This window comes from Piscinibacter defluvii, assembly GCF_004011805.1.
Taxonomy (GTDB): domain Bacteria; phylum Pseudomonadota; class Gammaproteobacteria; order Burkholderiales; family Burkholderiaceae_C; genus Piscinibacter; species Piscinibacter defluvii.
Genome location: NZ_RCHJ01000029.1, coordinates 23,889 through 47,949, shown reverse-complemented (window position 1 = coordinate 47,949; position 24,061 = coordinate 23,889). Strand labels below are relative to the sequence as shown.

35 protein-coding genes are annotated in these 24,061 nt (G+C 67.2%); 10 read left to right on the top strand and 25 right to left on the bottom strand.

The genetic code is table 11. The features are described from left to right. Positions 1–124 precede the first annotated feature (124 nt). From D9C15_RS29875 to D9C15_RS29865, 3 genes are all read right to left on the bottom strand, one after another. Positions 125–1,786: a phosphoadenosine phosphosulfate reductase domain-containing protein gene (locus D9C15_RS29875; protein ID WP_128003077.1), complete on the bottom strand. Its 1,662-nt coding sequence runs from the start codon at positions 1,784–1,786 to the stop codon at positions 125–127. Positions 1,787–1,984: 198 nt separating this feature from the next. Then, entirely contained in the window at positions 1,985–2,845 is an 861-nt protein-coding gene (locus D9C15_RS29870) for an XF1762 family protein (protein ID WP_128003075.1), read from the bottom strand. Beyond that, entirely contained in the window at positions 2,842–4,047 is a 1,206-nt protein-coding gene (locus tag D9C15_RS29865; RefSeq protein WP_240668651.1) for a phosphoadenosine phosphosulfate reductase domain-containing protein, read from the bottom strand. The genes D9C15_RS29870 and D9C15_RS29865 overlap by 4 nt, the downstream gene beginning before the upstream one ends. A gap of 109 nt (positions 4,048–4,156) precedes the next feature. Here D9C15_RS29865 and D9C15_RS29860 point away from each other — a divergent pair, with 109 nt between their 5' ends. Beyond that, on the top strand, positions 4,157–4,582 hold the full coding sequence (locus D9C15_RS29860) for a plasmid fertility inhibition factor family protein (RefSeq protein WP_128003073.1): 426 nt from the start codon (positions 4,157–4,159) through the stop codon (positions 4,580–4,582). On the opposite strand, the gene D9C15_RS29855 is transcribed toward D9C15_RS29860, so the two are convergent. Next, positions 4,579–4,854 carry a hypothetical protein gene (locus D9C15_RS29855; RefSeq protein ID WP_128003071.1) on the bottom strand — a complete coding sequence of 92 codons (276 nt, stop codon included), beginning with the start codon at positions 4,852–4,854 and terminating at the stop codon, positions 4,579–4,581. The genes D9C15_RS29860 and D9C15_RS29855 overlap by 4 nt on opposite strands. Positions 4,855–4,911: 57 nt before the next feature. Next, positions 4,912–5,529: a DUF7673 family protein gene (locus D9C15_RS29850; protein WP_128003069.1), complete on the bottom strand. Its 618-nt coding sequence runs from the start codon at positions 5,527–5,529 to the stop codon at positions 4,912–4,914. A gap of 940 nt (positions 5,530–6,469) precedes the next feature. Between D9C15_RS29850 and D9C15_RS29845 the strand changes: the two genes are divergently transcribed. Next, positions 6,470–6,685 (top strand): hypothetical protein, encoded by a 216-nt coding sequence (locus D9C15_RS29845; RefSeq protein WP_128003067.1) that lies wholly within the window; start codon positions 6,470–6,472, stop codon positions 6,683–6,685. 213 nt (positions 6,686–6,898) lie between these two features. Further along, positions 6,899–7,444, top strand: coding sequence for a hypothetical protein (locus tag D9C15_RS29840; protein WP_128003065.1), 546 nt, complete (start codon positions 6,899–6,901; stop codon positions 7,442–7,444). Here D9C15_RS29840 and D9C15_RS29835 read toward each other — a convergent pair. Next, positions 7,421–7,627, bottom strand: coding sequence for a hypothetical protein (locus D9C15_RS29835; RefSeq protein ID WP_445669285.1), 207 nt, complete (start codon positions 7,625–7,627; stop codon positions 7,421–7,423). The genes D9C15_RS29840 and D9C15_RS29835 overlap by 24 nt on opposite strands. Positions 7,628–7,737: 110 nt before the next feature. Between D9C15_RS29835 and D9C15_RS29830 the strand changes: the two genes are divergently transcribed. Together D9C15_RS29830 and D9C15_RS29825 are read left to right on the top strand one after the other, a co-directional pair. After that, positions 7,738–8,004, top strand: coding sequence for a hypothetical protein (locus D9C15_RS29830; RefSeq protein WP_128003062.1), 267 nt, complete (start codon positions 7,738–7,740; stop codon positions 8,002–8,004). A 71-nt stretch (positions 8,005–8,075) separates the two neighbouring features. Continuing rightward, positions 8,076–8,561, top strand: a complete 486-nt coding sequence (locus D9C15_RS29825; RefSeq protein ID WP_128003060.1) for a hypothetical protein — start codon at positions 8,076–8,078, stop codon at positions 8,559–8,561. 269 nt (positions 8,562–8,830) lie between these two features. On the opposite strand, the gene D9C15_RS29820 is transcribed toward D9C15_RS29825, so the two are convergent. The 14 genes from D9C15_RS29820 to D9C15_RS29755 all read right to left on the bottom strand — a co-directional run bounded on the left by D9C15_RS29820 (position 8,831) and on the right by D9C15_RS29755 (position 17,980). Continuing rightward, complete coding sequence (locus D9C15_RS29820) at positions 8,831–9,259, bottom strand: hypothetical protein (protein WP_128003058.1); 429 nt, start codon at positions 9,257–9,259, stop codon at positions 8,831–8,833. A 194-nt stretch (positions 9,260–9,453) separates the two neighbouring features. Beyond that, on the bottom strand, positions 9,454–9,765 hold the full coding sequence (locus D9C15_RS29815) for a hypothetical protein (protein WP_128003056.1): 312 nt from the start codon (positions 9,763–9,765) through the stop codon (positions 9,454–9,456). A 163-nt stretch (positions 9,766–9,928) separates the two neighbouring features. Beyond that, entirely contained in the window at positions 9,929–10,231 is a 303-nt protein-coding gene (locus D9C15_RS29810) for a hypothetical protein (RefSeq protein ID WP_128003054.1), read from the bottom strand. Positions 10,232–10,233: 2 nt separating this feature from the next. After that, a complete protein-coding gene (locus D9C15_RS29805; RefSeq protein WP_128003052.1) occupies positions 10,234–10,788 on the bottom strand; it encodes a thermonuclease family protein in 555 nt (184 codons plus the stop codon). 208 nt (positions 10,789–10,996) lie between these two features. Then, complete coding sequence (locus D9C15_RS29800) at positions 10,997–11,233, bottom strand: hypothetical protein (protein ID WP_128003050.1); 237 nt, start codon at positions 11,231–11,233, stop codon at positions 10,997–10,999. Continuing rightward, positions 11,218–11,772 (bottom strand): hypothetical protein, encoded by a 555-nt coding sequence (locus D9C15_RS29795; RefSeq protein ID WP_128003048.1) that lies wholly within the window; start codon positions 11,770–11,772, stop codon positions 11,218–11,220. Before D9C15_RS29795 ends, D9C15_RS29800 begins: the two co-directional genes overlap by 16 nt. 94 nt (positions 11,773–11,866) lie before the next feature. After that, positions 11,867–12,379, bottom strand: a complete 513-nt coding sequence (locus tag D9C15_RS29790) for a hypothetical protein (RefSeq protein ID WP_128003046.1) — start codon at positions 12,377–12,379, stop codon at positions 11,867–11,869. A 14-nt stretch (positions 12,380–12,393) separates the two neighbouring features. Then, positions 12,394–13,839 carry a 3'-5' exonuclease gene (locus D9C15_RS29785; protein ID WP_128003044.1) on the bottom strand — a complete coding sequence of 482 codons (1,446 nt, stop codon included), beginning with the start codon at positions 13,837–13,839 and terminating at the stop codon, positions 12,394–12,396. A gap of 15 nt (positions 13,840–13,854) precedes the next feature. After that, positions 13,855–14,133, bottom strand: coding sequence for a nicotinamide mononucleotide transporter (locus D9C15_RS29780; RefSeq protein WP_128003042.1), 279 nt, complete (start codon positions 14,131–14,133; stop codon positions 13,855–13,857). A 75-nt stretch (positions 14,134–14,208) separates the two neighbouring features. Next, positions 14,209–14,418 (bottom strand): hypothetical protein, encoded by a 210-nt coding sequence (locus tag D9C15_RS29775; protein WP_128003040.1) that lies wholly within the window; start codon positions 14,416–14,418, stop codon positions 14,209–14,211. A gap of 156 nt (positions 14,419–14,574) precedes the next feature. Beyond that, positions 14,575–15,567 carry a PRTRC system ThiF family protein gene (locus D9C15_RS29770; RefSeq protein ID WP_240668650.1) on the bottom strand — a complete coding sequence of 331 codons (993 nt, stop codon included), beginning with the start codon at positions 15,565–15,567 and terminating at the stop codon, positions 14,575–14,577. Between the two features lie 31 nt (positions 15,568–15,598). Continuing rightward, positions 15,599–16,222: a PRTRC system protein A gene (locus tag D9C15_RS29765; RefSeq protein ID WP_128003038.1), complete on the bottom strand. Its 624-nt coding sequence runs from the start codon at positions 16,220–16,222 to the stop codon at positions 15,599–15,601. Next, a complete protein-coding gene (locus D9C15_RS29760) occupies positions 16,215–16,970 on the bottom strand; it encodes a PRTRC system protein B (protein ID WP_128003036.1) in 756 nt (251 codons plus the stop codon). The genes D9C15_RS29765 and D9C15_RS29760 overlap by 8 nt, the downstream gene beginning before the upstream one ends. After that, the gene (locus tag D9C15_RS29755) at positions 16,967–17,980 is read right to left on the bottom strand and encodes a PRTRC system protein F (protein WP_164886916.1); all 1,014 of its coding nucleotides are present in this window, start codon (positions 17,978–17,980) and stop codon (positions 16,967–16,969) included. The genes D9C15_RS29760 and D9C15_RS29755 overlap by 4 nt, the downstream gene beginning before the upstream one ends. A gap of 29 nt (positions 17,981–18,009) precedes the next feature. On the opposite strand from D9C15_RS29755, the gene D9C15_RS29750 reads away from it, so the two are divergent. Then, a complete protein-coding gene (locus D9C15_RS29750; RefSeq protein WP_128003032.1) occupies positions 18,010–18,243 on the top strand; it encodes a hypothetical protein in 234 nt (77 codons plus the stop codon). Here the strand turns inward: D9C15_RS29750 and D9C15_RS29745 are convergent. The 5 genes from D9C15_RS29745 to D9C15_RS29725 form a co-directional block, all read right to left on the bottom strand. Beyond that, on the bottom strand, positions 18,215–18,421 hold the full coding sequence (locus D9C15_RS29745) for a PRTRC system protein C (RefSeq protein WP_128003030.1): 207 nt from the start codon (positions 18,419–18,421) through the stop codon (positions 18,215–18,217). The two genes, D9C15_RS29750 and D9C15_RS29745, sit on opposite strands and share 29 nt — an antisense overlap. Positions 18,422–18,436: 15 nt before the next feature. Next, complete coding sequence (locus D9C15_RS29740) at positions 18,437–18,940, bottom strand: PRTRC system protein E (protein WP_259372617.1); 504 nt, start codon at positions 18,938–18,940, stop codon at positions 18,437–18,439. Between the two features lie 72 nt (positions 18,941–19,012). Beyond that, positions 19,013–20,836 (bottom strand): PRTRC system ParB family protein, encoded by a 1,824-nt coding sequence (locus tag D9C15_RS29735; protein ID WP_164886915.1) that lies wholly within the window; start codon positions 20,834–20,836, stop codon positions 19,013–19,015. Between the two features lie 80 nt (positions 20,837–20,916). Further along, positions 20,917–21,765, bottom strand: a complete 849-nt coding sequence (locus D9C15_RS29730; RefSeq protein ID WP_128003024.1) for an N-6 DNA methylase — start codon at positions 21,763–21,765, stop codon at positions 20,917–20,919. Positions 21,766–21,816: 51 nt separating this feature from the next. Continuing rightward, positions 21,817–22,107 (bottom strand): hypothetical protein, encoded by a 291-nt coding sequence (locus tag D9C15_RS29725; protein WP_128003022.1) that lies wholly within the window; start codon positions 22,105–22,107, stop codon positions 21,817–21,819. Positions 22,108–22,403: 296 nt separating this feature from the next. Between D9C15_RS29725 and D9C15_RS29720 the strand changes: the two genes are divergently transcribed. From D9C15_RS29720 to D9C15_RS29705, 4 genes are all read left to right on the top strand, one after another. Then, positions 22,404–22,646: a hypothetical protein gene (locus tag D9C15_RS29720; RefSeq protein ID WP_128003020.1), complete on the top strand. Its 243-nt coding sequence runs from the start codon at positions 22,404–22,406 to the stop codon at positions 22,644–22,646. Positions 22,647–22,730: 84 nt separating this feature from the next. Continuing rightward, positions 22,731–23,321: a JAB domain-containing protein gene (locus D9C15_RS29715; RefSeq protein WP_128003018.1), complete on the top strand. Its 591-nt coding sequence runs from the start codon at positions 22,731–22,733 to the stop codon at positions 23,319–23,321. After that, positions 23,318–23,515 (top strand): hypothetical protein, encoded by a 198-nt coding sequence (locus tag D9C15_RS29710; protein WP_128003017.1) that lies wholly within the window; start codon positions 23,318–23,320, stop codon positions 23,513–23,515. Before D9C15_RS29715 ends, D9C15_RS29710 begins: the two co-directional genes overlap by 4 nt. Before the next feature lie 90 nt (positions 23,516–23,605). Further along, entirely contained in the window at positions 23,606–24,061 is a 456-nt protein-coding gene (locus D9C15_RS29705; RefSeq protein WP_128003016.1) for a hypothetical protein, read from the top strand.

Below are 24,061 nucleotides of genomic sequence, written 5' to 3'. Positions count from 1 at the left end.
AGCTGCACTCGGCGCGAGATTGGCACCTCCGGCGGTCGCCTGTCCAACCGAAAGTCGGGTTCTACGACCCCCCGAAACCTCCCCTTCCCGCCTGCTGCCACCGATCATCGGCGGCGCTCCAACATCAGGCCGCCGCCAGGTCGAAGAGGTCCGCTTGACGCGGGTACCGCACGGTCAGCCTGGCTGCCAGCTCGTCGGCGCTGCGCTGACCGTGGAGGTCGTGCCGCTGGCGCCATTGCGATCGCCGCAGGATCTCGTCCACCCGCGCCGACTGGCCTTTCGCCGGCCGAACGATGCCGAACGACAGATAGGTTTCGTAGCCGGCCGTCCAGTAGCCGCTCAGCATGGGCCTGTTGCCCAGCATGCGCTCGAGCTCGAAATCGAGGAACAGCCAGGCCGCCTCTTCGTCGATCTCGCTCTCCCCCTCAACGTCGACCACAGCTCTTCCGCTGGCCAGCGTGCGCAGCCCAGGCCCGCACGTTTCGGCGAAGTCCTCCCACGCGGGATTGCGCAGCCCTGTGACCTCCAGCTCCGACGTCACGTCGTCGTTCCAGCCACCCACGAAGATCTTGCCGAGCTTGGGCACCTCCGTCTTGGGGAAGGGCCGCAGCTTCGGGGGCGTCCAGATCGCGCCGTCCTCGACCTCCTTCCAGATGCGCAGCGCGCTGAAGGGCGCGGCAATCGCGTACTGCGACCAGCGCGCGTCGATCGCGATGAGCTGCGCGGCGCTGACGATCGGCACGCCGGAGAGCTTCTGTGCGCTCAGCGTGTAGCGCAGCAGCTCGGCCAGCATCGCCGGCGAGTAGGTGTCGGCGCCGACCTCGATGAACCCGTCGACGATGCTGCGGCCAACGAACTGCCGACGCGACCAGTCGTACTGCGTGAAGGCGATGAAGTCGCGCAGCGCCGCGAGCGGCTCCATGTAGCCGTAGCGCCCGGGGTCCGTCTCGATCATCTGGCGCAGCGACTTGTCCTCACGCACTGCGGTGCAGGCCCAGCAGCCGAAGCGGCTCGAACACGGCTTGGAGTGCTTCTGCATTTCCGCGTCGGCCACCACCACGCAGCTGCTGCCGCCGGCGGCCTGGTAGGTCTGCATGGTCTCCTCGAACGTGCTGTACGCCGGGATGACGCCGGCGTTGGCCAGGCCCAGGTACTGCCACACGTCGTCAACCGTCCAGTCGAGCACCGGCGTGAGTCGCAGGCGCCCTTCCTTGTCGGTCCACAACGACACGGCCTGCTCGCCCCGGCCGCGAACATTGGACGCGCGCACCATCGATTCATCCCTCCGCACCCCTGTCATGAGCACCGGCTTGTTCCAGCCCTTGGCCTGCAGCTCTCGCTCGATCAGCGCGAGCTCGCGCTCGTTCGGCAACCGCTTGAGGTCGGTCTGGCAGTCGCGCCGCGAGTCAGGAAAGGTCGGCAGCGCGCGGCCGCCGATGACACGCACCGGGTATGTGTCCCAGAACGCGGGCTGCGCCACCCGCACGATGGCCGTCACACCGTGCGCCTTCGCGAAGCGCGCCGCCTTGCGGATCTCGCCCGAGACCAGTCGCTGAATCTCGGGGTTCTCGACGCCCACGTCGCTGTGCGCGATGACCACCAGCGGTTGCCGCCCAGCCTTGACCTGGTCGCTCGCCGCCGTCAGCGTCAGGTTGAGCAAGACCGATGAGTCCTTGCCGCCGCTATAGAAAACGACGGCCGGATGGCCGTCTGACATGAATGACCGGATTGCTTCCAGCGCGATAGCTTCCGGAGTTTCGTGTCGAAGGTCGATGAGCTGCTGCATTCGAGGTCCTGGTGTTCCCCAGGATCTCGCCGGCGACGTGGTCTTCAAGGCCTGCGGCACCGACGCCCAACGGCCGCGTGGAACGATTCCTCGCGCCTCGCTCGACACGCTGTTCCACTCGGCCGCCACCGCCTCCCAGGGCACGCCTTCAGCTGGAACACGCGCGCTCGCATAGCTGGTGAAGACTGTTCCAGTGCCTCAGCGGCCCCGCTCTTCGCCTCGAAGCACCTTGACCCACACCACCTTGCGCCCCTCGTCTTCGCCGCGGCGCCGCGGCCGCGCCGCGGAGCCCCAGTGGCCGCCGGCGCTCTTGCCTACCGGATCCCAGCCTGCCGCATAGAGGCTGGCGCCGGTTTCGTCCTCCGAGGTGTACGTGACCAGCCGCCTGTATCCCATCGCCGAGGCCGACTTCGCGATCGCGCCCAGCAACTTGGTGCAGCCGTTGGTCACCGCAGGGTCGACCGCTACGCGCCGCACTTCGGCCGTCAGGCCGTCGTCCAAGTGGCGCGCCACCGGCCTGGCGCACACCGCCACGCCCACCAGGTCCTGGTCTTCCTCGCGGCGCAAGCCCAGAGCGAACTTGTGTCCCTGCACCTGTCCCAGCCGCCGGTGCAGCCGCTCCACCACCTCGTTGGCCTCGCGCAGGCCCACTGGCACCACCTCGAACTCGAAGCGCGGGCGGTTCGCCACAGCACGCCGGATGGCCGACACCGGGTAGTACTCGGCACTCCCAGGACGGCGGGCCAGCTCCACGCGCACATCGCCCGTCGGATGGATCCAGTTCACCTTGCCGGGCCCGACGCCATCGACGACGACGTCGTCGTTAAGGCGGCAGACGCCAGCCGGGTGTTCCGTCAGCGGCGGCGTGCTGTCGATGCGCGAGCGCGCCGCCACAGCATCGCTGAACCGCGTGTACACGGCGCCCGGCAGCTGCAGCATCGCCGCGCCGCCGGCGACCGTGCTACGCACCAACCAGAAGAGGCGAGAGGAAGCGGACGCGATGTCCACCGCCAGCTCGGGGACGCCGCCAGCCCGGGGCGCCATCGTCGTTGAGTTCATGCTTCGATTCCTTCGTTGTCCTCGAGCGGCAGGCCCGTCGCCGAAGCCTTGGCCACTGCCGCTGCGATCAGTTCCTGGTACCGCGCCAGCACACTGTCGCGATCCGTGTGATTCACCTGCAGGCCTACCGAGACTGCGACGTCGCGTCGCACGCATGCGATGAGCTCTGCCTCTTCGGCCGTGGGCGTCACTGTCGGCCAGCCCTTCACGAACAGCAGGTGTTCGGGCAAGCGCGATTCGGCTTCGACGCGCGTCCTGGCGCGCTCCTTGGCCTCCAGCAGCCTTGCGCGAAGGCTCGCATCGAGAAGGTCGGGTGCAACGTCGCCGAGCCAGCGATTGCTCTGGAAACTGAAGGTCGACGCCACCTCTAGCTCCACCATCTCGCGATAGATCTCGTGGTTGTCAGCGCAGTTGCTGGACGCGCGCAGGTCGTGCTCGGAGCCCATCACGCAGAAGGCGCAGGACACCCTCGTGCTCCCGTAGATGCGGTAGGCCTCATGCAGCAGGTCGCCGCGCGAGCGCACGTAGTCGTTGACGTCCTGGCGGCGCCAGCCCAGGATGGCGTTCCAGGTGTGGCCGATGCCGCGCTTGCGGGTGAGGCGCTCGTCGCGCTTCCACGCGGGCATCTGGGCGCGCCTGGCGCTCTCCTCGCGCCGGATGCCGACCGCCGAGACCACGTCCCCATGCGGGAAGCGCCTGCGCATTTCGCGCGCCAGCACCTGGCTCTTCAGCTCGCTGGTGCAGAAGCGCTGGCTTGCGCTGCTCCACGGCATGATGAGCTTGACGCACTCCAGGTCGGCGTAGCGCGCCACGTTGCCGGCCCACCGCGAGAGCCACCGATCCATCATGTCGCCGGCCTGCCGCCGCACGACGACGAGCTCGACGCCCAGCCGCTGCGCCAGGCGCTCGCACACCGGCAGGCTGTCCCGCCACTCGACGCGCCCGAGGTGGGCGTGGATGAGGAAGCGCTGCCCGCTATGGCCCACATCGTCCAGATGCGCGCAAATGCGGTAGGCGAGCGCCTGTGAGTCCCGGCCGCCGCTGACGCCGATGAACACCGGCGCCGCGGCATCCAGCACCGAGCCGACCTCGGGAGGCACCTCGAGCGCGAACCTCGCCGCGCCGTCGGCCAAGCCGAACAGGTCTGCCTGCGCCGGCAACTCGCCGACCTCTTCGGCCCGATGAATCTTGATCACGTTCACCGGGTCAGGCTACGGGCTGCGAGACGCTGTTCAACCCGCAGCCCTCGGTAGACTGACGCGGTCCGCCTCATCGCAAGAGACGATGAACTCGAACCCGAGAACCTGGCCCGTGCAACTGTCGAACGACCACGCCGGCTACCAGCGCCTGGAGCTCAAGCGCCGGCACCCCGACAGCCCCGACTACGAAGTCATCGTCGTGCGCACCAGCGCGCTGCTCGAGCTGTGGTCGCGTGACGTCGGCTACTTCCTTCCGCCCGTCGATCAATGGGCAGCGGACAAGCGCAACGGCATCCGGGACTTCCTCGATCCGGCTGATCCGGGCTTCGCCGAGATGCCCGTGGTGTCAATGCACACGCGCACGCTTGCCGAGTGGTCATGGCGCCCGCCGTTCCGCAGGTTCTCAGCCGTGCCCGTGGTTGCCTTCACCAACGGGCGCCACCGCACGCGCTATCTCGCCGCCGCCGGCGCGCAGACCTTGCCTGTCGAAGTGACCCGGCGAAGCGCGCCGATGCTCAAGGCCCTCTGCGGCGCCTAGCTCGCGCAGGCCGACTCCAACTCGTCTGCCCACGCCGGGCAGACGTAGACCATCCCGGCCCCTGGCGACTTGCGCCCCAGCGCAACGACGGCGTGCGGTTGACGCAGCCCGAACCAGCAGGATCGGAGCGACACCTCGCCGCGCAGCAGCGCCGCCACGACGTTGCATCGATGTTCGATCTTGAATCGCCACGGGCGTCTTTCCCAGACGTGCATCCGTTCCACAGAGCCGAAGTCGCCCATGTCGGGGGTCAAGCTCGAAGGTTTGCTCATGCAGGCTCCTTGATGCCTGGCTGCCAGGGTGGGCGTCGTGGTTGCGCAGCCGCCATGTCAGGCTTTCTGCACCCACCGCGGAGCCACCTCGCCCTCGCTCGCATCCAGCGGTCGCTTGCCCGGCCGGGACCAGGCGAACTGGTGGACGCGCATGATGTGCTCCGCGACATCGGCCGCGCTGCGCGCGTCGACGTGCAGCTCCAGGGTGATCTTCTCGGACCCGTCCTTCGGCGGGATCTCCTCGCACTCGAACCTGAGGGACACGTCTCGATAGCCAGGGGCATCGCCGTAGGTCACCAGGCGCGCATTCAAGTGGGCGCGGTCCGGCGGCACCGGCGGTTCGGGCGGCGCAACACCCCAGTCGCGGATGACCGCTTCGATGCGCTTCTGGCCATCCGGGATGATCTTGTACAGGTCCGCGCGGCCCCACCGCAGCGCGTCGATGCAGGTGATGACGTCGTCACTGATTGCGATGTCGACCGCGCGCAGCTCGAACAGGTCCAGCGGGTAGGCGTCGCCGTTGTACAGGGCCGCGATGAACCTGGCCACGCGCCGGATCTGTCCGCTGTCGCGCGTCTCCGCCAGCGTGAGCAGCCTGTCGAGCGCGTGCGCCGCCCTCGCCTGCGCTGCTCGCGACCGGCCCTCGAAATCGCTGCCCTCGTCCTTCGTTCCCATCGCGCCCCCATCTCGCCGCCCTGCTGATGCCGCGCCAGATTGTCGAGCACGCTGGCTGCCGCCCAAGGGCCGGGCCGCAGCGGCGCAGGCTGGGCGATCGCCCTTCCCAGCTCGCCTCCTGCTCGCCAAGTGGACAAATGAACATGCGCCGCCTGCGCCAAGCCCCGAATTTCCACTACCCACGGGCGCCGTCGAGTGGCAAACTCACAGGGCTTCCTGCTGGCGATCGTCGCTGGTACAGCCTTCACCGAAAGCCGTCATCGGCCGTAGTTGAAGTCCAAGGTGCCCTGCACCCTGGCGTTCGCAGTCGTGACCTGCACTTCAATCGTCCACCTTCGGGTGGCCAAGTCGCGCAAGCGACGAATCCCGTCCGCGCAAGCGGGCGAACCAGTCCGTGCTGGTTGGCGTTGACCTTCGGTCTTCGCGCCTCTTGTCGATGTGCACGTGATGCATCGACCTCGACGTCGGCCTCGCAAGCCGGAAGAGCTATCCGCTCTTGAGCGTCTTCATCTCTTCGCGTGGCGACGCGAAGTCAACTGTGCTCGTCTGGTTCACGCCTGATGAGACTTGGCGAAGCACATCCGTGTGCTCCGCCTGTATCCCTGGGACGAAAGTCCTGAAGTGTGTGGAAGACCCGTCGCCTCGGCGTGGGTCTTCTGCCGATCCATGGGCGCGCTCTGCGTGCCTTCAACCCGAATGGGGAACGTAGCTTCTCCATCCGGGGGACGTGTCGTTCCCCTTTTGCATTTGCAAAGGAGAACGACCATGTCGAATCACACAGCTCGCACTGTGTCCCGCCTCTGTGGCGGTACCGGCTTGCCGCAACGTCCCGTTGTGCTGGCCAAGAAGCCTGCCGCGCTGCTCACCGCGTTCGTCCGTCCGTCGGTCGACGTGGTCGTCCCGCTGCCCCAACCGCTGCCCCTGGCTGCGTGAGGAGCGCATGGACAAGCACCTGTGGCTCAGCCTGCTCCGTCTCATCAACGAGGGCAGCGCCGAAGAGCTCCAGACGAAGAAGGAAGAACTCCTTCAGAGCCTGGAGCGACTGCGCATCACTCGTGGCCCTGTCCGCGGGGATGTCCTGCGCGTCGTGCGTCTGATCGACGAGGAACTCGTGTCCCGTCTGCATCTGGACCAGCGACGCAAAGGACGTCGTTAGCGGATGGTTCGAGGCGCCTCGCGAGGGATTGCTTGTCGGGATGATCGAAAAGGATCGCCCACATGTAGTCCCGCTCGAGCGCCTCGCGGCCGCCCTCGATGAGCTGAAGAGACTGGCCTGAACGATCCATCGTGATGGCTTTCATGCTACCCCACTGGGGACGCTTTCGTCCCCCTGGGGCCGGTTCGTCCCCGTCATCCAACGGAGCGAACCATGCATCAGCAACTGCCCAGCATCGGCCCCATCCACGCTCAGCACGCCGTCTCGGACACCCCGAGTCAGCGCGACCTGGCCGAGGACTTGGCCTGGGCCCGCCTGTACCGTGTCGTGCACCAACCTCCCGCTGCCGCGGAAGTGGTCAAGTACATGGACGGCAACCCCGAAGCCAAGAGCCGCAACGAGGCGCTCTACCTGCTCGCCCGCCAGACCTTGCACACCAAGGCCCTGGCTGATGAACAGAACGAGCGCACCGTGGCGTTCTTCCGCGCGATCTTCGTGAGCGCGCCCATCGGAGCCTTGCGGCTGGTGAAGTCCTTCTTCATCGGCATCCACAAGGTATTCGGCCGCCCCGAGCAGGACCTGCAGGCTTCGCAGCCCAAGGCCCGCGTCTCGAAGGCGAAGGCACGCATCGACGTGCTCGGCAAGGTTCCGGAAGTCGCCCAGACGCTGACCGGTTTCGCCCCGAGCTCGCCGGCCGTCGTGCCCGAAGCCCAACCCGCCGACCCGGCGCAGGCCTCACGCAGCAGCAAGGCAGCGTGAGACCTCGTTGTCGATGAGCCACGCGAGCATCTCGAACTCCCTCGAGTCTTCCGCGTAGTAGGCCTTGCAGTCCGCGACGTACTTCCTGAGGTCGTCGAGCGTGCGAACGCCCACCACCGGCAAACCGGTGATGCGCTCTAGCCGCTCGACCTCCTTGCGGGTCAGTCGGATTGCGTTGCCCAACCGAAGCATTTCCAAACTTTCGCAGACATTGATGGCGGTTTCGCATGTTGAGTGCGAATCGACGTCAAGAGTTTCGCAGAGCTGGACTCCAGCATCCCGAAGGAATCCTCATGACGATGACCGTCGAAGCCCTCCAGATCATCGAGCTCGATGCCTCCACGGCCTCCGCGCCGATGGTCGATCACTACATCCAGCTCGTGCGCAACAGCGCCGCCGACTCGACGCCCGAAGCGTCCGAGTACGCGGCCTCGCTGCTGATCAAGCTGGAGCACCTGGCGCGCATCCAGCGCACCGAAGCCGTCGATCCGAGCAAGCCCCAGGACTTCCTGGCCCCCTGGCTCATGATCGAGCCGCAGCCCCTCCAGGCCGCGGCCTGATAGCCGACCAGCGGGTCGTTCGCAGCCATCCGGCTCGAACACCCGCAGGTTGCCCTGTCCGGGCGGCGAGGATGAGCTTCAGCTTCACCGAACACCGTGCGACCGGCACGGCTGCGACCTTCCCAGGTCGCGCATCAAGCGGGTGTCACAACACCTGCGTCTTCATCAATCCCGAGCGGGGTGTCCTACTCCCGGTCGGGGTAGCGGCGCCCTTCTCGCACAACAAGAAAGGACGTCGTATGGCACCTCGCAAACAGAAGCATCCGGCAAAGGTCGAGCAGCGCCGCCGCTTGACGATCTTCTTCAACAAGGAGGCCCGCAAGTCTGCGGCCGACGCGCTGAAGAAGGCGTCGTGGCTGTTGGCTGCGGCCAATGCGTACCTTGGCTTCGCCAAGGATTCGGTGGCCTACCTGGTCATCGTGGCGGTCGGCTGGTTGGTCGCGCAGACCCTGGCCGTCATCCTCCTCAGCCTCGAGGAGGAACAGGTCTCGAAGGAGACCGAGGAGCAGGACCATGCAAGCACTTCTGGAATCACTGGCAAGCGCACTCAACCATGACCCGATCTTGGCCACCTACGCGATCGCGTGGCTGGCCTTGAACGCCTGGGGAGTTGCTGCCGTGGTCCTGGCGTACTGCACACGCCTGCACGAGCGCGCTCGCTCGCTTCATCCGATGCCGCACCGTCTGTTCCCACAGCGGCGCCAGCGTCGGTAGAGCAATCCGAGCCGCTTCGACAACAAGCGCGCCCCTCACACTCGCCCTGCACGGTCATTCGATCGAGCAGGGCTTTTTCCTTTTCTTTTGGCTGGCCGCCCCTCGGTCCTGATCAGTCGCCACGCCCGAAGCCAGCCCACAACGCAGACGCGCCAAGGCATGTGGCGACGGCTCCGAAACACCAACCCGCCCATACAGGCGCCCAGTCGGGCAGGTAGCGAAGGTTCTCAACAGCCATGTTGGACAGCACGACCAGCCCCAAGGGCAAGAACGGCGCGGCGAAGACCAGCACAGCCAGGCGATCAGCCAAGGATTGCGGCTTTCTCAAGGCAACAGGCACGTTGGCCCGTCGCAGCGAAGAAAGTATGCGGGTCAGTGCGAAGCCGATGCTGACAAAGCAAACCAAACTGAACGCCCGCATGGCGACTACTTCCGGGAGCACATCACCTCCTGGAGCCGGAACCACCCAAGACAGGATGGCCACCGGGAGGATGAGCAGCACTACCCCCAAACCGGCAAGTCCCCTCGCATTGGCTGACATATCGAATGCTCCTGTTCAAGCCGAGGCTGTTGTGAGTTTGACCCACTGCAGACGATTATCGGCAAGCCGAAGTGGTCCGCCCGTCCACCCTGGTGCCCGGCGCGATTCGACGTTGGCCAAGCCATCGTCGTCACGTCGCTCTGGATGACCATCGACCCAGCCCTGCAATGAGCTTTGGCCGCCATGCCTCCGCCTCAATTTCGCTTGCCGAGCTTCGCCAGCACATTTGCCACCTTCACGCCGTACTCCGTCAGCCTCCAAGTCGGCGTAGACGCTTCCGCGAAGCGCTCGATCACGCCGCGTCGCTCCAACGACCGAATGGTCAGAGTCTGCGAACCCTCGTGGCGAACCAGCGACTCTCGGCGCCGCGCTGCCATCAGTTCACGAACCTTCACCTTCTGCTTGTCGCTCATGGTCAGCGCTTCGGCGATCAGCAGGAAGTCGTCCAGATCTCCTTCGCCCGACCTTCTCATCGCCACGTCCGCACGTTCGGCCGCACGCGCCAAGTCTGGCAGTCGAGGCTGCTCGCCTCTGCCAGTATCGTCCGGCAGGCGCCGAGCTTCACGAAGCGTCCATGCGAGTCGAACTGGAAGCCGAGGTGCTTCAACGTCTGCGTGGTGTAGCGCTTGCGCAGGGTCGCGTAGATCTTCGGCCGCCGCCGAGCAGCGATCACCGTCGCACGCCCAGGCCGGCGAACTCGCTGATGAAGCCCGCCGGCGGGTGCGAGCGCAGGCTCTCGACGATCGCGGGGCTCACCTCGCTCGCAGCGTTCAACGCCATCGCGATGCCGCCGGCCAGCCTGCCGCCCGTTGCGGCCGCAAGCTCGGCTTGCTCCTTCTCCGACAGCGTGCCCAGCACCGCGGCGGCTCGAATGAGAAGTTCCCCGGCATGCGCCGCCTTTTCCGCAAGTTCCTTCGTCAATGCCATCACCGGCCCTTTCTCGTTCGTCGCGACGGCATGCGCCGCCTTCATGCCTATTGGATCGTGTCGGATGCCCGTTTCAACTTGCGCCACTCCCAAGGCGGCACGGGCTTGGGATCGGCCCACAGGCCGATCTTTGCCTCGCGCGCCCGCTCTTCGAGTTGGATGAGCTCCGGGTCCAAGCTGTAGGCCCTGTAGACCCACGCGAGCCCGCGGCGCACTTGCTCCGTGCTGACGTCGCGGCCGTCGATCGTCATCGACACGATCGGCCTCCCGTGGCGGTCTACCTCGCGCCATTCGATGTGCACCAGCTTCTTCCACACCAGCTCTCGCAGCGACTGTTCCGAGCGGTTTCCCCAGGGCTGCTGGTGCTCCGGAGCGTCGATCCTCGCAAGGCGCAGGCGGACCGACCTCCCGTCGAGCTCGACCTTTGCCGTGTCGCCGTCCGAGATGCCCGTGACGACAACATCCGCCGCGTGCAGCGGCTGTGCAGCGCTCTCGATTGCCCGGGCCAGCTGGGCGGCAGCGGCGATCTCGCCCGCGCTGGTCTCGCCCGCCGACACCATCGCGAGCAGCGCCACGATCAGGGTCGTGATCAGTCCTTGCATGCTTGCTCCCCGTCGCAGCCGAAGTAGCCGTGCGGCAGATACCTGCCGCACTCCTTGCACGTCGGCCTCTCGATCAGTTCCGCGCCGCCCCAGTTCATCGGCCGGCCGGTCGTTCGATTCCCTCGCTGTCCCCTTCCGCCGAGCGGCCGGTGTACGTCGTCGTGCTTTCGCTTTCCTTGTCGCGGCATCTGGCGATGCTCCCTTTGCCCTACCGGCGCCGGCGGGCCTTGGCCCGCTCTGCCTTCTGCAGTTGCAGCCGCTGCCGCACCGCCGCCGCGTAGCACCACGCCAGATCCAGCGTCTCGGTGCTGCGCAGCCCCTTCGCCCTCAACTCGAGTACGCCGCCGACGACGGTCACGATGACCGGCCGCGGCCCCTTGTCCCGCACGATCGCGCTGGTCTCGCGCGTGACGGGCCGCAGAGACTTCGTCACCACGGCGCACACCCCGCGGCTTCTCGCACCTCGGCTGCGAACTGTTCGAGCTGGCGGGCGATGCGTGCCGCGTCGTCGGCGCCGATGTGCATCGCCGCGCCCTTCACGCGCGCCAGCGCCGTGGCCGCCTCGAAGTCCAGCGCTTCGAGGTCCGCGGTGTCACGCCCCTCGTACACCGGAGCCTCGCACTTGGGCCGCATCTGCTGAGCGGACACATCCAGGAAGAAGCGACGGTTCGGCGCATGCACGTGGTAGAGCAGTTGCGTCGACACGTAGACGCAGGCGTCGCCGGCGGGGCCGGTGACGATCACCGTCTCGGCGAGCACGGTTTCGTCTGCATCGCCGCGCGCCATGCCCAACTCAGCCGCCTTCCAGATCTGCTCGAACAGAACGACCGCGCACTGCGATTGGCTCGGCCGGCACAGGACTGGCTTGCCGTCGCTCGCTGACAGCGTGCGCGAAACCGGATCGACCACGAGGCCGTTCAGATCGCGTTCCGCCGCCTGCATGATTGCCCACTGCAGCGTTCTCACCGGGTGTCTGAAGTCCATGTTGACCTCCTTCGATGCGATCAGGATCGCATCCGCGACTCGGCCTTCAAGCCCTGCGCGTCGCGCGGCAGGCCGGCCAACGCCTGATCCGCCATCACCCCTCCACCCCGGCCCACTGGCCAGCGCCCACAGCCTCTGCGCGCTTGAGCATCTCGCGCCCCATCTCGCCGGCCCAGGAAAGGAATGCCTCGCGGCTGCGCGGCGCCGCCGTGCGGTTCATGCAGAACAGCGGCTGATGGCGCATGCCCATGCCATCGCGCATGTCGCACACCAGGTCGAAGGCGCCGGACCCATCCCACTCCACCACCAGCGTGTCGGCCAGGTCGACGCCGAAGCCCGCGATCAGGAGCCGGTGAGCCACGGGCACCACCTGGTCTATCGCATTGGTCACGCTGGCGCCACGGTTGCGGCCGAACCGCTCCATGTCGACCAGCAGCAGGCGCGCAAGGCACGCGTGCTCGAGAACGCCGGCGACGGCGAGGATGCCATCGTGATGGCGCACCGGAGCCTCGTTGGGGCTCGCGCAGTACAGGCGCAGGTGGCGAATCAGTGCTCGGTTCATCGTGGGTCTTTCGTTGCGGTCGAAAGCCATCATCTGAGCGAACACGCCACGTTCAATCCTTAGCGCGGGCGCTGATGCCGCAGCTGCAGCCACTCGTCGAACGACTCGCACAAGCGCACGGCCTCCTTGGCGCGCGTCAGCGCCACGTAGAGCAGGTTCACGTCCGCCTCATCGACGTCTTCCGCCGTGAGCTCTCGGCCGTCCTCGAAGAACTTCATGAAGTCGTCCGCCAGCCACACCTGGTCGAACTCCAGCCCCTTGGACTTGTGCGCGGTCGAGAAGAAGATGCCGTCGAACGAGCCCCATGCGTCCTTCTCCAGCGCCACGTGCCGCGACTTGATCTGGTCCACCAGCGCGGGCACACGGTTGCCGTAGTCCTCCACGACGCGCACCAGGTGCCGCAGTTCCGGGTCGGCCGCGTCCTCGGCCAGCTGCTGCAGGTCGTCGAAGCTCCCGAAGCTGCGAAGGTAGGGGTCGCGAATCAGGCCGGCGTCACCTGACCAGAGGTAGAAGGCGTCGAGCACCTTCTCCATTCGGTAGCCGTCCGTTCCGCCGACGAAGTGGTAGCGGCGGTTGGTCTGCAAGAACGCGATCGCTTCCTCGAAGACGACGGCATTGGTCCTGGCCAGCACCGCGAACGATCGGTTGGTGTCCACCGAGAGTCGCGTCTGCGTGCGCCCTGCGCCGACGATGCGCAAGGTGCATTCCGGCTTGAAGTGTCCCAGCAGCGCGTTCGCCATCTGCGCGATGCCCGGCCCGAACCGGAAGCTGCGCGTGAGCTGCAGTCGTTCGTCGGCTTGGTGGATCTTCAGCGCGTTGGCCGAGCCGCGGAAGGTGAAGATCTGCTGTGCCGAGTCGCCCACCAGCATCAATCCGCCGTCCTGCCGCCGTACGATGTCGTAGGTGCACAGGTTGAGGTCTTGCGCCTCGTCCACGCCGATCAGGTCCTGACCGCGCAGCACCGGCCCATCCATCTGGAAGAGCTTCAAGTACCCGTCGTGTGGCATGCGGAGCTCGCCGCCGTCGCGCCTGCACATCCGCTCCCACACCGCGCGCGCGAGCTCGACGACGGTTCCTGGGTCTGCCATGCGCTCGGCAATCTCGGCCGGGACATGCGCCGACGTGATCTGGTCGTCCAGCGAGCCGCACCAATTCTGGATCGCCTGCAGCGCCCCAGCGGCCGCCAGAGGACCGCAGCGGAAGGCTCGGGACACCGATGAGCCATAGGTCTTGCCGACGCGCTGCGCCGCAGCGTTGCCGAACAACTCGATCGCCTTGCGCCATGCGATCGAGTGCGTTGTCCGGCAGGTCACGTTGGCGGGCATGCGTGCCGCAGCCTCGAGCTGGATCGATTTGTTGAAGGCCAGGTAGAGGATGCGAGAGCGCGCCCGCGCGCCCGCGTACAGCTTCATCGTCGTCGTCTTGGCTGCCCCCGCCCCGGCCTCGACCACCAGCGCCCGCGCGCGGCTGGCGACGATGCGCTCTTGCTCTTCAGTGGGCTGCATCCCCGTACTCGCGCGCTACCAGGAAACGGGCTTGTTCACGAACAGCGACCGCATCGTGTGCGTCCGCTCGCCGCCCCACGACTTGAAAGACCAGGCGCACACGACGATGTTGGTCACGTACATCCCGATGCTCCACCACAAGCCCATGCGAACGCACAACCCGATGAGCACCACGTTGGCGACGATCCACGTTGCGAAGCCCGCGCGGCGCTTGCGCGCCACCTGGATCTGGCCCATCACGGTCAGGATCCAGCCCAGCACCTGCAACACGTCGATCACCTGCGATTCCGTCATCAGACTCCCCTGTTCTCTTGCACGAGTTCATTCTTCGCCACAAGGCGGTGGCTTCAAGGGCCGCCGTCGCGACTGTCAGTGCGCCACTTCCGCGCGCTCGGCGGCCGTCACCGGCTCGAGCGAGCCTTGGACCACGGCCACGAGCGTGCGGCCCAGTTGGTCCGCCAGCAGGCCGCCCGGCAACTCCGCCACTCGCAGCGTGAGCGCCCAACCACCGCCCTCGTCGGGCGTGATCTGGTATCCGACCTGAATGGTCGCCAGCCCGGCATCGCTTTGAGTGCTCATTCCGATCCGCTTCCTTCGCCGGCGCCAGCCGCCGCGCACCCCCACATGCTGGCGGGATCGCGCCGGGCGCGCCAACGGAAAGTCGGGTGCTACGACCCCCGCTTTCCTCTGCTCGACAAACTTGATCGGCCCCTGCCGCTCCTACCGCGCGGCCGGTCACGATTGCGCCATGCCGCGCGGTCTCCGCCGCTTGATGCCGAATCGGCGCCACACGGCGGGGTTGACCTCGATGGGGCCGGCGCGCTTGGCCGCAAGGTTCACCAGCACGCCGTGCTGCTTGATCGGACCCTGGAACAGCTCGTACAGCAGCTGCGACGCCCAGCGCACCGCCATGTCGTTGACGAAGAGGCCCTGAGACTGCAGAGAGATTCGCACCGAGCAGGACGGCGCGTCGTCCTCCTGGCTCTCTTCGAGCAGCTGAGGAAAGAGTTCGGTCACGCAGGGCAGGCGATCCCACTCGTACTTCTCCGGCAACGGGTGCGGCTTCGGTTGCCCGAGCACGACCTGCGCCGAGCTCTCGGTGTTGCCGAGATCGAGCCAGTAGGCCGCACTCGACCCCCGGCTGAACAGCCAACGGTGCAACTCGCGCCGCGCGCGCGCCGAGTCCACGCAGCTGATGATGATCGACGGCCCGCTGCCGTAGTCATGCGAGGGCGGCGGCTTGTAGTGGGTCGGCACGGCATCCCAATCCAGACCGAAGTACTGGTTGAGCCGGTTGATCGTCACGACGGCCTTGTGCAGGCCGACGTCGGCCGGGCTGTAGATCTGCCGGCCCACGTTCGATTCGCTCACCGTGTCGCCATCGAAGGCCGTCACGTGCAGCCCGTGCGGATGCCCGAGTGCGCGGATCGCGATGTCTAGGCGTGCGAGGCAGTTGGCCATCTGCGCGCCATTGCCGCCCACGCCGACCAGGTGCACCCGGACGCGCTGGCTCAGAAGGTGTCGGCCGATGCAGTGTTCCATGTCGATTCTCTTTCTCTTGCAAAGCATCATCGCCGCGAGCTGGCCGTCTTCAAGCCGGCGTTGTCGCACGGCCGCGCGCGTGACGCACAAGTGACGTGACCGCGCCGCCATGTCGAACGCATAATGGCCTGCGCGTTCGATTCGCCCCTGTCTCACCTCCCTGGGCAGGGCAGATGCGCCTTCCACGCCCCGGCGCTTCTCGTGCCGGGGCGTCCTTCTATCCGCCAGCCGGCTCGCTGGGCTTCGCGTCCCACGGATGCGGCAGGTCGCGGAACAGGCCGTTCACGACAAGGCGGAAGCACGCCGTGGGCCGCTTGCGGTCGAGATTGCCGAAGACGCCGCAGACGCGGACGCCCTGGTCATCACGATCGTCTTCCGATGACCAGAAGGCGCGCAGTCGGCCATGCGAGTGCAGGTCGATCGCCAGAACCTCCTGCTCAGCCAGGTCATCGATCCGGTAGTTCACGTGGCCCGGCCCTGCGGCCAACGCGCGATGCATGCTCAGGCGCAAGTCGCCGCTCGTCGTGTCGTAGATGAGCGCACCGGCCACCTCGTTCGGCAGCGCCGCCCTCGCATGCTCGACGAAGGCTTCCAGCAGCGCACGCGGAATGCCGCCGAATGTGAACCTGATCGTCTCGCGAACCTGCCCGAACGGCAAGCGCATATCGACGTCGCCGCTGCGCGCCGTGCACTCCAACCACGGCGTTCGCATCTGTACGAATAGGCCGTTGCTTCCCAGCACCATGCGCTGGCCGAGCGGCTGCGGCCCGAGTTCGCCGAACATCGGCATGGCCACCACCGGGCAGGTGGCCTGAATCGCCAGGTCGCGCGGGTCAGTCATGGCGTCCCCCCTTCGGCTGCTGCATCGCCTCACCGAGCGAGCGGTCGAGGCTGACCAGCACGCGCTCCGGGAAGGCCGGATGCTTGCCGTCGAGCATGTCGCGCCAGAAGGCGTAGGAGCCGCCTCGGTAGTGCACCAGTTCCTGATGCACGTTGGGATGCGTGAACCAGCTGTCGAAGAAGGCGTTGTTCCATTCCTCGATCTTCTCGGCCGTGGCCCGCTCGGGCAGGTCCACGTTGCCCACGCAGATCTGGCCGCTCTCCCACACGTTGAAGTACGGCGCGCGGAACAGCTTCGTGCCCTCGGTCGGGCGAGCGCCTCCCTTCACCGCCCATACGTACCACTTCCGCGAGGCAGTCGCGCAGAACACGAGACCCGGGTGGCCGACGACTTCGGAACGCTCGGCGCCGCCGAGCTTGCCTTCCTCGCATCGGAACCAGATGCGCCGCTGCGTCGGCGGCACCCACCAGGCGACGGCGCCAGAGTCCCGGTACAGCAGCCTGTCCGGGATGAAGCCGCCCTGCCGGCGCTTCGTGAGGCGCCCCGCCAGCCGGGCCACGGCGAATGCCGTCATCGGCCGGCCCGGAAGGATCGTCGCTGCGCCGTTGGGCTGCGCCGCCACATCGTGCACGGTGGCGAAGCTGCTGCCGCCCTTGGTCGCGTAGATCAGGATCGCGCGCGACAGTTGGACCGTGGCCGCACCCTCTTCCGAAACCGTGAATCTCACTTCCTGTCGTCCTGCGCTCATCGCCTGCCCTTCGTCTGTGCAGGCCAGTCTCCCTCCGTGAGCTGCCAGATCAAGTCGTCCAGCGCCTTCACGGCGGCGCACCACTTTCCCATGAAGCCGAACCATCCGGCGAGGGCTTCTTCGTCCCCCGCGTCGATCGTGTCCTCACCGCATGTCTCGAAGTAGTCGCCGCTCTCCGCGACCATCTGCTCGTAGTCGTCTAGCACCCGCGTCGTGAGCTTGTCTTCCTCGTCCCAGGCCAGTACGCCGGAGAAGCCGACGAACCGGCCGTCGCGGCAAGACCAGTCGTAGCCGTCCATGTCCACGGCGAGCAGCTTGAGCACGCTCTCGACCACGCCGGTGACGCGGCGGTCCCGCGAGGCGCCGGCGAGTTGCAGCAGCGTTCTGCGCCCCAGCGGCTTAGCTCGTCCGCCAAGCGCCCAGGCAGGGAACGTCTTGTTGAACATCGCGCGCGTCACCATTCCGTTGCGCATGGACTCGCGCTCCTGCGCATCGTCTCCACAGCATTCGTCCAGCGCAGCTTCCTCGTCCTCTTCGCCGTACCAGTAGGTGTCGCTCGCGCACTCGATGACGATCTCGGGCGTGTAGATCGGCAGCGTGCGCCACGCGCTGCGTTCCAGCGCGTTGAGCACGGTTCTTCCGAGCTTCGGTCTGCGGCTCTCCAGGTATTCCAGCGCCGGACCCACGTTGCGCACGCCGAACGAGGCCCCTCCCCACTCGACCACGCAAATCGGTCTGGCGCCGCGTCCGTCATGCTCGTCGCTGTCGCGCAGCGTCATCGAAAAGTACGGATGCAGCATGCGCAAGCCGCCCAGCTCGCGGCGCGCCCACCCTTCGAGCACGGCCTGGCAGGTCTTGATGTGGTCAGAGCCCGGGCGCGCCGGCATCAGGGAGGCGTCGAACACACCCGCACGAATGAGCGTTCTGGCGAACGAGGCGCCGCGACGCCGCGAGGCCTGGGGCACAAGCTCGCGAGGAATGCGGGGATCGAGGAAGGGAAGTTGGAACATGGTCATAACAGTGGCGGCAGAAGCGCACCGTGCACAACCATTCGCTCCTGACGCTCCTGGCGGTCGCCGCGAGGTTGACCCCGCACGTCCTCGGCGAACTGCTGCACGATGCCGCTCACACGAACGAGTCTCTCGTCCCCCATCGCAGCTTCAAGAGCTTCGGCCTCACCCGTGGCAGGCTGCGCAAGCAGCCGATCCAGCCGCGCGGCGTAGCGAGCGACCGGATCGGCGGCGTCAGCCCTTGGTGCCGACCGCGCGCTTGAACGAGACTTCTTGGACGCCACGGACCACCTCACCGACTTGGGCTTCGGCCGTCAGCAGTTCGGGGTACTGCGCCCCGTAGACCTCCTTGACCTGATCGACGGACAGCCCGGGAATGTCGGGCAGCGTCATGCCGTTGTACTTGAAGCAACGGGCCACTGCAGCAACGACGATGGACATGATGGTTGCCTCCTTTCAGGCGCCGAACAGGTCGGGAACGCCGGCGCCGCCGACCGACGCCGGCTGCTTGGCTTCGTTGCTCTCCGGCACCACCGGCTCGCCATCGTCGCCGGTGCCTCCGTTCTCGTCGCCGCTCTCGTCGTCCTCGTGCTCTGTGCCCGCAGCCGCCGGCTTGGCCGCGGCCTTGGGTGCCGCCTTCGCGCCTGCCTTGGTCACCGCGTCGGCACCGTTCTTCACGGACGCGGCCTTCGCCGCTTCCAGCACTTCGTTGGTCGCCGCCACCTGCTCGTCCAGGCTCGTGCGCGCGGTCGAGTAGCTCGTCAGCGCCTGCACGAAACCGGCGTCCAGTTCGTCCGGCGTGGCGGTCAGCTTGAGGGGCATGGCCAGCGCGGGCACTTCCTTGCTGCCGTCCGTGTTCTTGGGCACGACCATCACCGTCATGAGGCCGCTGCCTTCGTCTGCCGACAGAAGCAGGCTGAACGCGCCCTTGACGGCCATCGGGAAAAGCTCTTTGAACATCGTTGAATCTCCTGTTGCGCGAGGGATGACCCTCGAAGTCATCCTATGAGCCATCCCTCGCTTGTCGAGGGCTCACGCCGCGTGCGCGGGCTCCGGTTCTTCGCGCCGCTCGGCCGAGGCGTCCTGCGTCGGCGCGACCGGGCTCTGCGCCGCAGCGCGCTCCGGGTACTTGAACTTGCGGCGCGGGTAGCGCATCGCCTTGGGCACGGTCCCCTTGTAGGCGAAGCCATCCACCGCCAGCAGCGCCTGGATGAACTCGCTGCGCTTGCCGGCCTTCGCCTTCGCGTAGCGCTCGCCCATCGCCTTCTTGAGCCCGACTTCCTCGGCAAGCGATTCGAGCTCGCTCACCGTCAGGAGATTCAGGTAGTCCTCGCTCAGCGTGAAGTGCCGCGCCTCGTCCACTTCGAGGTAGTTCAGCAGCGCTTCCAGGCCCTCGGTGTCGATGCCGTAGGCGGCGGAAGCCGTCACCGCCTTCACCAGAGAGTCCAGCGCGCTCGTCGCGACACCATCGGCCTGTTCCAGCATCTTGCGCAGCGGCGCGTCGCCCAGGTTCGGCTTCTTGACGCCGGCCAGCTTCACCGCCACATCCGCATACCGATCCGAGTTCACCGCCCGCGTCTCGCGCGCCAGCACCAGGGCCGTCAGCACGCGCTGGTTGCGCTCGCCCTGTGCCATCAGCTGGTTCGCCACCGTCTTGCGCCAGAACTCGACGCGGTGCGTGATCACCTTGCCGGGCACCTGGTTGCGCGGCTTTTGCGCCTCGGTCGCCTGCTCGCTCGGTGCCGCGCCATGCGCCTTGCCGCTGGTCGCGGCCGGAGCGTCCTTCTTCGCCGGCGCCGGCTTGTTCGCTTCGCGCTCGGCCTTGCGCCGCGCCGCCACCTTCGTGCTGTTGCAGGCCGCATCGAAGCACAGCGACTCGTCGACTTCGCCGTAGTGGCCCGGGATGGCCGACACGCTGCACCCGAAGTTCGCGCAGCCCTTGCACGCTTCCATCTGCTCGGCGCCGACGCCCAACGGGCCGTCCGCAGCGACCGTCAGCGGCACGAAGCCGTCCTCGGGCTTGATGAACTTGATCACCTGGAAGCGCTCGCGCAGCGGCTCTGCCTTCGATTCGAGCGCCGCCATCGTGAGCTCGTCGTAGTGGCTCGGGTGCTGGCAGTAGCCCTCGCCGATGGACGCATCGAAGAGTGCGGCCTGCTGCCCGGAGTTGTGCGGGCAGCCGACGCACTGCGCAGTGTCGAAGATGGCGTCCGGCAGGCGCTTGGCGAACTGGCCGAGTTGCTTCTTGAGCACCTCCACCGGCACCCGGTGCTGCAGGATGCCCGCCAGCACCTTGACCTGGCGCTCTTGCGGCAGGCCCGCCAGCAGTTCGGCGTGGCCGATGCCGATGTGCGGGTGGCGCTCGATGACGGCCTTCTGCACTTCCGGCGCGCAGTTCAGCAGCAGCAGCCGGTTGTCGAGTTCGCGCAGTTCCCAGCCGAGCTGGTTCGCGGTCTTCTGCTTGTCGCCGGCGTTGAAGCTCAGCAGCGCCGCCGCGCCCTTCGCCTCTTCGATGGCGCTCGGGTTGTCGCGGCCCTTGTTCTCGATGATGCCGAGCGCGCGCGCCTCGGCGTCGCTGAGGTCTTCGATCGTGACGGGCATGTCGTAGTCGTCGCCGTAGTCCTCGCTCGCGATGATCCAGCGGCGGTGGCCGTAGACGATTTCCCACACGCCTTCGCGCGTCGGGTGCGGCCGCACCATGATCGGAGACTTGACCCCGCCGGCGGCCTTGATCTGCGCACGCAGTTCGGCCATCGCCTTGGGGTCGTAGTGCTCGCGGTAGTTCTGGCCCGGCACGATCTGCCGCACCTTGAGGGTCGGCTGCGCCGGGATGTCCAGCGTCGTTGCGTCGTTCATTGGGACTCCTTCTGTGAGTTCGCTTCCTGTGAAGCGTGCAGTCATGTTCTCGTGCGGGCCTCGGCCTTCAAGGGCCTCGCTCAGTCCGCGAAGAGGTCGACCTCTGGCGACTCGACCGCTGGCGCTGTCGCCTCGCGCCGCACCTGGCGCGCGGGCACACGCGGCGTCGGCACGGTGGCTGCCTGCACCGGCGCTGGCCCGCCCTGCTGATCCGCTTCTTTTGGCGTCGCCACACCGACCGCGCGGCGCAAGGCGTGCAGTCGGCTCGGGTGGAGCGCAGGCAGCACCACATCAGGTGTCTGGTTCCGCGTTGTCGCGTGGACGACGACGCCGAGGTCTTCGTGCCTGCCCAGAGCGTTCCCGCGATACACCAGCAGCTCGCCGAGGTCCACTTGCCCCATGCACAGGTTGGCCAGGACCTGGGTAGCGCACATGTCGGCGCACAAGTGGTCGAGGTCGATCGCGGTGATCGACCAGTGCCGCAGCGCCGCGCCGCCCTTCGCTTCCACGATAGTGCGCAGGAAGGCCAGCACCTGCGCGCCGGAGCCGCACGCGGGCTCGCACATGCGCAGGAGGCGCCCCGGCTCGGGGTCGGGCAGGCTCGCCGGCGCGATCATCCGGTTCATGAACTCGGTGATCGCGCTCGGCGTGAAGAACTGTCCCAGGTGCCCGCGGTGCCCGCGCGAGGCGAGCGTCTGGTAGACCTCGCCGAGGACGTCCTCGAATGGCCTGCCCACGACGGCGCGCGCGTACTCGCCCGAGGCATCCGCCAGCCATTGCCGCATGTCGGGCGGCGCCGCATCCGCGCGGCGTAGCCCGAAGCCTGCCAGTACGTCCGCCACCAGCCAGGCCAGCAGCTGGTGCGGCTGGTGCCGCCCCATGCCGACGCACGCTTCCACGATCCGCTGGGTTGCCTTCATGCCGTTCATGAGTCCTCGCTGCGTTGCTTTCGATGCATGCTCTCGCCGCCGCCAGCCGCTTCAAGGTCTGCCGCGCTGGCCCGCCTGGGATGCCGGCATGCTTCGAGCGGCACACCCGAGGTAGGCGCGCGCGATGTCGGCCCAGGCCAAGCGCGGGTCGCCCGTGATCGCCTCGGACCAGTCCCACACGAAGGGCGCTCCCTGCACGCCCTTGGCCCGCACCTCGCGCACGCGGCTCGGCGTGATCCCCATCGCGCTGGCGACGGACTCGATGGTCCGGCCGTTGGCCCGCATCAGCCGCGCGACCGTGGGCCCGGTCAGGTGGTCCACGTCCAGGGGCAGCGGGCTCACGTTCGGGTCCATGAGGGCAGGATCACCCCCGCAATGCGCAGGTCAACCGCTGGCCCTGGACAAGTGAACACGCGCCGATGCCTCAGTGGCATTGCGCGCCGACTGCGGTCTTGCCATACTGACTGCACCTTTTCGGCCTTCGGCCGTCCTCATCACGAGGAGGTATCCATCGCTGCGGCGGTGGCGTTAGCGGTCGTGACCCGCACGAGAATCGGCGCGTTGCCCAGCGGCAGCGCCATCAACCCGCAACTGGGCATCAGCCCAGGCGGCCGGTGCCCTCTTTGTTGGAGGACACCATGTCATCTGGTCGCCAGCCCTACGGCGCCCCCTGGATCCCGCTCGGCGTCGTCCGCGTCGTGAAGCTCAAGCGCGAAGGCGCGTTGAGCAGCGGCGACCTCGTTGCTACGCACAACCTCGGCACCTGCGCGGTTGTCTCCGTCCAGTCCACGCACACGATCCTCGTGCGCTCCCTCGAGACGGACACCTATCACCAACTGCATTGCGTTTTCGGCCCTGGCGTCAGCTTGTCCGACGCCTGATCGAACGCCGCCTCAACTTCCCATCCCCCGAGGGACACCGTCCCTCGTGGCCGGTGTTCCCTCTTCATCCGAGAGGACGACACCATGAACCTCGCCATGCTCGATCGCTCCGAACTCGAGTCGATCGTTCTGGACCCACCCGCGGCCGTGCCGGAGCACTTGATCTGCTCCGACAACACGATCGCCGAGTACATCCCGCAGCCCGTCACACTGCGCCAGGGCCGCCTGCGCCACGTGCTCGCGGCGGCTCACGAGCTGCTCACACGCATCGCGGCCGACTCCGTGCGCGGCAAGGTGCTCATCAACGCCCCTGCGGAGTTGAAGAACTTCCTTCGCGTCTACTTCGCCGGCGCCGAGCGCGAGTCGTTCGTCGTCGTGTACCTCGACGCGACGCATCGCGTCATCGAGGTGGAGGAACTGTTCGCGGGCACCATCTCCGAAACGCGCGTCTACCCGCGCGAGATCGTCAAGCGTGTGCTGCACTTCAACGCGGCCGCCATCTGCTGCGCCCATCCGCATCCGTCAGGGTGCACTGAGCCTTCGCGCGCCGACGAGCATCTGACCGCCACCATCAAGGCCGCCCTGGCTTTGGTTGACGTGCGGGTGATCGATCACATGATCGTTGCCACCAATGGCACCGCGGTCACGTCGATGGCGGAGAGGGGGCTCATGTGAACGAGCTCACCGACAAGGCCGGCGATCACTGGGTGCCCGCCTGCGGCGGCACCGAGAAGCCCACGAAGACCCGCACCGGTCGGACGCTGCTCTACATGTGGAACACCACGAGGGGCGAGCACGCGTACTACGACTGCGAGCGCGACCTCTTCCTGACCAACGAAGAAGCCAGCGCGGCCCTCGCGCTGAACTGACGCCCACGCCGCCCGCAGCGGCGCGGGGCACAGGCTTCGTCCATCCATCGCGAGCGCGCCGCCGGCGCGCCCCCTTTCTGGAGCATCACCATGCAATACATCGAGATCGGCCCCGTGCCGGCCAACGAAAGCTGTGCCCAGGTGGGCAGCCCCGACTACACCGAAGCCTCGCAGCGCGAGTGCGAGGTGTTCCGCCGGATGCTGCACCGCCTGTTCCCGGTCCCCGAGGGAGTGTCGGTCGCCTACGTCGCCCGCACCCACCCGCACGACTTCGGCACCTACCGCGAGGTCTCCATCCGCTACGACGAACACGACGGTGCCGCCGTCGACTTCGCGTACCAGGTGGAGCTCTCCGTGCCGGACGAGTGGGACCCGATCGCGCAGTACGAGCTCGCCTGGTACGAGCGCAAGAACGCCTACACGGCCGCGGTGCGCGACAAGCGCCTGCAGCCCGAAGAGGTCCCGACGCACTTCGGCACCGTGAAGCCCCCGAGCCTGCCGCCCGGGTCGCGCTTCTCGGAGCTGCTGACGGCCTTCCCCCTCTGA

Bases quoted from the DNA above. Each gene is read 5' to 3' on its own strand.
- D9C15_RS29875 (WP_128003077.1), bottom strand. From the start codon at position 1,786: ATGCAGCAGCTCATCGACCTTCGACACGAAACTCCGGAAGCTATCGCG.
- D9C15_RS29870 (WP_128003075.1), bottom strand. From the start codon at position 2,845: ATGAACTCAACGACGATGGCGCCCCGGGCTGGCGGCGTCCCCGAGCTG.
- D9C15_RS29855 (WP_128003071.1), bottom strand. From the start codon at position 4,854: ATGAGCAAACCTTCGAGCTTGACCCCCGACATGGGCGACTTCGGCTCT.
- D9C15_RS29850 (WP_128003069.1), bottom strand. From the start codon at position 5,529: ATGGGAACGAAGGACGAGGGCAGCGATTTCGAGGGCCGGTCGCGAGCA.
- D9C15_RS29845 (WP_128003067.1), top strand. From the start codon at position 6,470: ATGGACAAGCACCTGTGGCTCAGCCTGCTCCGTCTCATCAACGAGGGC.
- D9C15_RS29840 (WP_128003065.1), top strand. From the start codon at position 6,899: ATGCATCAGCAACTGCCCAGCATCGGCCCCATCCACGCTCAGCACGCC.
- D9C15_RS29830 (WP_128003062.1), top strand. From the start codon at position 7,738: ATGACGATGACCGTCGAAGCCCTCCAGATCATCGAGCTCGATGCCTCC.
- D9C15_RS29825 (WP_128003060.1), top strand. From the start codon at position 8,076: ATGAGCTTCAGCTTCACCGAACACCGTGCGACCGGCACGGCTGCGACC.
- D9C15_RS29820 (WP_128003058.1), bottom strand. From the start codon at position 9,259: ATGTCAGCCAATGCGAGGGGACTTGCCGGTTTGGGGGTAGTGCTGCTC.
- D9C15_RS29810 (WP_128003054.1), bottom strand. From the start codon at position 10,231: ATGAAGGCGGCGCATGCCGTCGCGACGAACGAGAAAGGGCCGGTGATG.
- D9C15_RS29805 (WP_128003052.1), bottom strand. From the start codon at position 10,788: ATGCAAGGACTGATCACGACCCTGATCGTGGCGCTGCTCGCGATGGTG.
- D9C15_RS29795 (WP_128003048.1), bottom strand. From the start codon at position 11,772: ATGGACTTCAGACACCCGGTGAGAACGCTGCAGTGGGCAATCATGCAG.
- D9C15_RS29785 (WP_128003044.1), bottom strand. From the start codon at position 13,839: ATGCAGCCCACTGAAGAGCAAGAGCGCATCGTCGCCAGCCGCGCGCGG.
- D9C15_RS29780 (WP_128003042.1), bottom strand. From the start codon at position 14,133: ATGACGGAATCGCAGGTGATCGACGTGTTGCAGGTGCTGGGCTGGATC.
- D9C15_RS29775 (WP_128003040.1), bottom strand. From the start codon at position 14,418: ATGAGCACTCAAAGCGATGCCGGGCTGGCGACCATTCAGGTCGGATAC.
- D9C15_RS29765 (WP_128003038.1), bottom strand. From the start codon at position 16,222: ATGACTGACCCGCGCGACCTGGCGATTCAGGCCACCTGCCCGGTGGTG.
- D9C15_RS29760 (WP_128003036.1), bottom strand. From the start codon at position 16,970: ATGAGCGCAGGACGACAGGAAGTGAGATTCACGGTTTCGGAAGAGGGT.
- D9C15_RS29755 (WP_164886916.1), bottom strand. From the start codon at position 17,980: ATGTTCCAACTTCCCTTCCTCGATCCCCGCATTCCTCGCGAGCTTGTG.
- D9C15_RS29745 (WP_128003030.1), bottom strand. From the start codon at position 18,421: ATGTCCATCGTCGTTGCTGCAGTGGCCCGTTGCTTCAAGTACAACGGC.
- D9C15_RS29740 (WP_259372617.1), bottom strand. From the start codon at position 18,940: ATGTTCAAAGAGCTTTTCCCGATGGCCGTCAAGGGCGCGTTCAGCCTG.
- D9C15_RS29735 (WP_164886915.1), bottom strand. From the start codon at position 20,836: ATGAACGACGCAACGACGCTGGACATCCCGGCGCAGCCGACCCTCAAG.
- D9C15_RS29730 (WP_128003024.1), bottom strand. From the start codon at position 21,765: ATGAACGGCATGAAGGCAACCCAGCGGATCGTGGAAGCGTGCGTCGGC.
- D9C15_RS29720 (WP_128003020.1), top strand. From the start codon at position 22,404: ATGTCATCTGGTCGCCAGCCCTACGGCGCCCCCTGGATCCCGCTCGGC.
- D9C15_RS29715 (WP_128003018.1), top strand. From the start codon at position 22,731: ATGAACCTCGCCATGCTCGATCGCTCCGAACTCGAGTCGATCGTTCTG.
- D9C15_RS29705 (WP_128003016.1), top strand. From the start codon at position 23,606: ATGCAATACATCGAGATCGGCCCCGTGCCGGCCAACGAAAGCTGTGCC.